Source organism: Amycolatopsis sp. CA-128772, assembly GCF_002904295.1.
Taxonomy (GTDB): domain Bacteria; phylum Actinomycetota; class Actinomycetes; order Mycobacteriales; family Pseudonocardiaceae; genus Amycolatopsis.
The window spans coordinates 1-5,653 of sequence record NZ_PPHG01000118.1 but is presented as its reverse complement, the minus strand read 5'-3'; the positions used below and the strand labels follow the sequence as shown (position 1 = coordinate 5,653).

The following is a 5,653-nucleotide window of genomic DNA, read 5'->3' as shown; positions in this document are numbered from 1 at the left end:
CCGTCGCGGCCGCAAGCCCGGACCCGGCAGCACAAGGCAGGCGGTGCTCGACGCGGCGAGAGCGCGGTTCGCCCGTGACGGCTTCGCCGGGACCACGATCCGCCGGATCGCCGCCGACGCCGGGGTGGACGCCTCCCAGGTGATGCAGTTCTTCCGCTCGAAGGACGACCTCTTCGCCGCCGTCATGGCCGTCCCCGTGTCGGCGCTGGAGCGGTTCGAGACTGCTTTCGAGGGGCCGGACGAGCACCTCGGCGAACGCGTGGTGCGCGCGTATCTGCGTGCGTGGGAGGGCAGCGCTGAGGAGTCGGAGCCCCTGATGGCGATGCTGCGGGGGCGCGGTCGGCAACGAGAACGCGTGCGTGCAGCTGCGCGAGTTTATCCAGTCCCGGTTGCTGCACGGCGCCGGTGGCGGTGGCGATGCGATGCTGCGCGCCGGCCTGGCCGCGGCGATGCTGGTCGGCATCGTCACCAGCAGGCGGATCATCGGGGTGCCCGTGATCGTCGCTGCCGACACCGAACAGATCGTGGCGACCGTCGGTCCCGCGATCCAGCAGGTCCTGACCGGCTGACGGTTTCACCCGGCGTCCGGCCACGCGCGGATCTCCTTGTCGTGCTCGCCCGGCGCAGGCGGAGCGGTGTGGGTCCGCGGAACCTCGGTGCCGTCGAGGCTCGCCATCCGCAGCGGCGGTCCCGGCAGCCGGATCGTGCCGAGGGGCGGGGTGGTCGACGTTGATGACCAGACCTTGGCTGAGGGTCTGGTCCCAGGTGTAGACCTCGTCCAGGGTGCGCACCTTTCCCGGCGGGACACCGGCCTCGGACTCGGGTAGGAGGTTCCAGTGCGTATGGCCGGAGTTGTTGTGCGACAGCAGGACCCGGGGCCACTGGTCGCGAGGACGACGTCCACCGGTCCCGCCGCGGGAGGTAGCCGGGGCGAGGTCGTCTCGGCTTTCCTGCGGGGTGCAGGGCGACGGCGCCGTCCGGCGCCGAGCACGAGCACGCGTTGCAGCGCTGCGTGGTCCCGGCCGACGCCGATCACCCGCTCCGCACCCAATTCGTCGGGCGATCTGCACCGCGAGCTGACCCACGGCGCCGGTGGCGCCCAGCACCAGTACCGTCTCGCCGCGACGCGGGCCGGCGATCTCCGTCAGCGGCAGGTAGGCCACGGTGCCTGAGTTGCCGACTGCGGCGGCCGGCACCGGGTCGATGCCGCGAGCGGCCAGCAGCACGTTCACGTCGGCGACGAGCACCCGATCGGCAAACGCCCCCGGCGTGGCCGGTGCGGCGTGGCGCTCGGCGTACACCCAGGAGCCGGGCTCGTGCGGGTCAGATCCCAGCACGCCGCCCACGCACTCGTAGGGGGTTTCGTGACGGACCGAGTGGAACGAGCCGGACGCGATCTGCACGTCCAGCGGATTCAGCGGCGCCGCGGCCACCGCGACCAGCGTCGTACCGGCCGTTCGGCGCGGCAGCACCGTCGAGCCCAAGCGCGGCTCGGCGGCGAGGGCATCCACCGGGACTGCGCGCACCGTGCCGAAGTCTCTGGCGAGCGACACCGCTGATCAGCCGGCCTTGCCCGCAGCGGACCGGTTGAGGGTGGTGATCCCGGCGAAGTCGTGGGGCTGGATGCCGGCCATGAGGCGCCCGTAGTTCTCCGAGAGCGCTTCGAGGTTCAGCGCGCCGTGGAGGGTGATGACGCGCGCGTCGCGCCAGGCCCGCTGGATGTGCTCGAAGTCCATGATCGCAGTGGAGCCGGAGTTGCGCTGAAGCAGCTCGATCGCCTCGGCGCACCACTTGGCGGCGTAGGCGGTCTCGGCGAGCACCCGCGCGCTGAAGTGCTGCAGGTACTCCGGCGATGCGGGCGTACCGGCGGCGGCGAGCTCGCCCAGACGGTCGGTCTCGGCCGCGTTGGCCTGCGCCATCAGCGTCGCCGACCGGATCTTGCTGTGGACCTCGGTGAGCATGAGGTGCGTCAGTGGCGCCTCGAGCTGGTTCTTGTAGGTCGTGCCGCGGATTGGCCGCCCGGCGGAGCGCTCGAGGAAGCGGCCCAGCGCGCCTTGGGCGATTCCGACCGACATTCCGGCCATGAGGCTGAACGCCCACCCGAGCGAGGGGGCCTTCCACAGCGAGCCGGCCAGGCCGTTGTCCAGGGTGCCGGCCACGACGTCGCGGAAGTCGGCGACGCGGTGAGCAGGGACGAACAGCTCGTCGGCTGAGAGGGTGAGGGAGACGCTGCCCGTGGCGCGCATGCCGGCGACCTGCCAGTCGTCGAGGAACCGGAGCTCGTCGCGGGGAACCTGGACTCCGACGAGGTAGCGGTCGTCGCCGTCGTCTGCCATGCAGCCCAGGTTCGTGTACGGCGCCCACAGCGCGTCGCTGCCGAACGTCCAGGGGCCGCCGGAGATGATCCAGCCGTCGTCGACCCGCTTCGCGCGTCCTCTGGTGGCCGGGAAGTGGCTCGATCCGGCTACGCGGGGGCCGACCCACGCGGGGCCGTAGACCTCCTCGATGACCTTGGCGCCCGAGCCGGCCGGGATCCAGTTCGTCGAGGCCGCCACCCACACCGTCCACCCGGCCGAGCCATCCCACGACGACACCTCGGTGACAACATCGAGCTGGTCCCGGACCGGCAGTTCGGCGCCGCCGAACTCCGCCGGACTGGCGATGTCGAAGGCGCCGGTGGCGTCGAGAGCGGCGATCATCGTGTCGGAGTGGCGGCCGGCACGTTCCGCTTCCAGCGCGGCGGCGCGCAGGGTCGGACCGAGCTCGTGCACCTTCTCCAGGACTGTAGCGAGCGTGGTAGGCCTGTCGTCGGTGACGAGCATCGTGGTCTCCGTGTCGGGTCGGTCCTTCAGGGGATACGGAACTTCGCCGGTGGTCGCCGTCACCGGGTCGCCTTGATGGCGTTGAGGTAGGCGACCCGGCCGGCCTCGGCGTGCTCACGCAGGACGTTGAGCTTCATGTCGGGCCGGTGCTCGGCGTTCGGCTCGGGCACGAACGGGTTGCCGGTCCAGGACATCAGCCGGCAGACGCGGTGCCGGATGCGCCAGCCGGCCTCGGTGCGGACGAGCTCGTCGTCGTACCAGCCGGTGCCCGTCCACGTGGGGCCGTCCTCGGCTGCCTCCCGGATGAGCAGCCAGTTCCCGTAGCTGAAGGCGTTGGCGCGATCGCCGTCGACGTGGACCAGCTGCCCCATCATCGTGTGCTGGTGGCTGTCCAACGTCTCGTGGAACTCCGCGAAGGACCGCTTGAAGTTATCCAGGCCTTCCCAGGCGTTGCCGGCCGGACCGAACTCGGCGATCACGTCCTCGGAGAAGACGAGGTCGAACAGGTCCCAGGCGTGCGCGTCCAGGGCGAACCCGTACAGATTGAGCAGTTCGATGATCGCTGCCTTGTCCTCGGTGTCAGCCACGCTGCCGGTCTCCATCCTGCTTTGTGAAATGTCACTGCTTGTTTGTGTCATGTTTAGACTCGTCGAATGACGCGTGTCAAGACACGATTCCGGGCTCGCTCACCGATAGTCTGGCTGCCCAGTGGGCTTCCACTGCGAGGCAACGACTCGATGGGGTGACCCGGTGACTGACGTGTCCGACTCTCGCGTCTCGCTGAACGAGGCGGCCTACCGACGGCTGAGGGGTGACATCATCGCCTGCCGTCTGGCGCCTGGGCAGCGGCTCACGGAGAAGCAGTTGGCGGCCGACCTGGGCTTCAGTACTGCACCCCTGCGCGACGCCCTGACCCGCCTCGATCACGAAGGCTTGATCCGCACCCTGCCCCGCAAGGGCTACCAGGTTACGCCGTTGACGCCGAAGTCCATTGACGACCTGTTTGTCGTCTGGGAAATAGTGGGACCCGAGATTATCCGGCTCGGCCTGCGCCAGGCGAGCGAAGCGCAGCTCGACGCGGCGCGGAAGGCGTTCGACGAATTGGACGTGCTCACTCGGGAACAGGGCGGATCGCCCTCGCCCCTCCTCGACATCGACGTGGTCAACAGGACCTTCGAGCTCCTGGCCGAGGCCACCGGCAACACGTACTTGATCAACTTCTTTCAGCGGCTCATGGGCGACATGAGCCGCATCCGGGCTCTGCTGCTGACCTCGGGGCGCACGAGCGCCGCGACGGGCCCGGCCGGCCACTGGGTGCGCCACATCCTCGACGAGGGGGATGTGGATAAGGCCGCCGAGCACGCCCAGCGTTATATCGACGACGTTCACCAGCGGGTGCTCCGGGCCGTCATCAGGTGGCCCACGGTGATGAGTAGCGAGGTCAGTATCCTGCCGCCGCGATGAAGCGACGCTTGACACAGAGCGTGCCGGCTCTCGTAACATGTCACTAATCTCTCTGAGACATGTTTCGACCTCGACGACGCATTCGGACCCGGCAGGAGTTGACGATGATCGACGTCGGCCAGGCGACGATTGACCCCGCACTGTTCCGCGAGACGCTCGGTCACTACCCGACCGGGGTAGCCGTCGTCACCGCGATGTCCGAGGACGGCATCCCGGAAGGCATGGTCGTCGGAACGTTCACCTCGGTCTCCCTGCATCCACCTCTTATCGCCTTTATTCCCGCAAGGAACTCGAGGAGCTTCGCACGGTTCAGGGACGCCGCTGCGTTCTGCATCAACGTCCTGGCATCCGACCAGGAACCGCTGTGTCGCCAGATGGCGACCGCCGGCGCGGCCAAGTTCGAGGGCGTGCGCTGGCGGCCAGGACCCCTCGGCTCACCTGTCCTCGACGGCGCAGTGTCCTGGATCGAGTGCACGTTCGAGGAGGTGCGCGAGGCGGGTGACCACTACATCGTCCTCGGCCGGGTGCAAGAGCTCGGCGTCGCCCGCTCGACCTTGCCGTTGCTGTTCTTCCAAGGCGGATACGGGAAGTTCTCGACCGGATCGTTTATCGCCGCACCGGATCCGGAGCTGATCCAGGCGGCGCAGCTAGCTGTGATGTTCAGGGAGGTTGGTTAGCCGGGTGACCGGCGGCTTGGTAACCGCGCGCTGGAGCACCGCGGTGGCGGTGGCAGCGGTCTCATCGGCGTGGATCTCGGCGTAGGCGACACGGGAATGGTCGTCGATCACCGTGTGCACGAACGCGACCCCGATCTTGGGGTTGCGGTAGGCGTTGCGGGGCTTGCCCGGGGTCGCGGCCCGGTTGCGGTCGCCTTGGGCCCGGCCCACGAACCGGTGCCCGCCGCCATTGGGGATGTTGCCGAACTTGGTGACATCGACATGCAGCAGCGAACCGGGGTGGTCGTGCTCGTAGCGGCGCAGCGGTTCGCCGGTGACCCGGTCGATGCGGGACAGGCGGTTGATCCGGCAGCGCACCAGCACCGCGTGCACCGTCGAGGCGGGCAGGCCGAGCCGGCCGCCGATCTGCACCGGCCCGAGCCGCATGCGCCACCGCAACCGCACGATCGCGCGGACCAGGTGCTCGGGTGTGCGGGCAGGGCTGCGATGCGGGCGTGAGCTGCGATCCGCCATCCCAGCTGCGCCTTCGGCGCGGTAGCGCTCGGCCCATTTGCGAGCGGTCCTGGCGGCGACCATGAACATCTTCGCCGCTGCGGTACAGGTCCAGCCCTGCTCGACGATCAGACGCGCCAGCCGCAGCCGGGTGCGTGGGGTCAGGGTGGCGTTAGGGTGGGACACGAAGGCCTCCGG

Annotated in this window: 4 protein-coding genes and 3 pseudogenes; 4 read left to right on the top strand and 3 right to left on the bottom strand. The window is 69.3% G+C overall.

Annotated elements, in window-relative coordinates:
- Positions 1-43: 43 nt before the first annotated feature.
- Positions 44-124, top strand: a pseudogene (locus tag C2L59_RS50565) (TetR family transcriptional regulator); the annotation flags it as partial.
- A gap of 223 nt (positions 125-347) precedes the next feature.
- Positions 348-569, top strand: a pseudogene (locus C2L59_RS48420) (hypothetical protein); the annotation flags it as partial.
- Positions 570-1,559: 990 nt separating this feature from the next.
- On the opposite strand, the gene C2L59_RS46585 reads toward C2L59_RS48420, so the two are convergent.
- On the bottom strand, positions 1,560-2,822 hold the full coding sequence (locus tag C2L59_RS46585) for an acyl-CoA dehydrogenase family protein (protein ID WP_146060549.1): 1,263 nt from the start codon (positions 2,820-2,822) through the stop codon (positions 1,560-1,562).
- A 59-nt stretch (positions 2,823-2,881) separates the two neighbouring features.
- A complete protein-coding gene (locus tag C2L59_RS46580; protein ID WP_103355989.1) occupies positions 2,882-3,409 on the bottom strand; it encodes a nuclear transport factor 2 family protein in 528 nt (175 codons plus the stop codon).
- Positions 3,410-3,572: 163 nt separating this feature from the next.
- Here C2L59_RS46580 and C2L59_RS46575 point away from each other — a divergent pair, with 163 nt between their 5' ends.
- A complete protein-coding gene (locus C2L59_RS46575) occupies positions 3,573-4,286 on the top strand; it encodes a GntR family transcriptional regulator (protein ID WP_158263173.1) in 714 nt (237 codons plus the stop codon).
- A gap of 104 nt (positions 4,287-4,390) precedes the next feature.
- Positions 4,391-4,963, top strand: coding sequence for a flavin reductase family protein (locus tag C2L59_RS46570; RefSeq protein WP_103355986.1), 573 nt, complete (start codon positions 4,391-4,393; stop codon positions 4,961-4,963).
- A gap of 21 nt (positions 4,964-4,984) precedes the next feature.
- Here C2L59_RS46570 and C2L59_RS46565 read toward each other — a convergent pair.
- Positions 4,985-5,641: pseudogene (locus C2L59_RS46565) on the bottom strand (leucine zipper domain-containing protein); the annotation flags it as partial.
- Between the last annotated feature and the right edge of the window lie 12 nt (positions 5,642-5,653).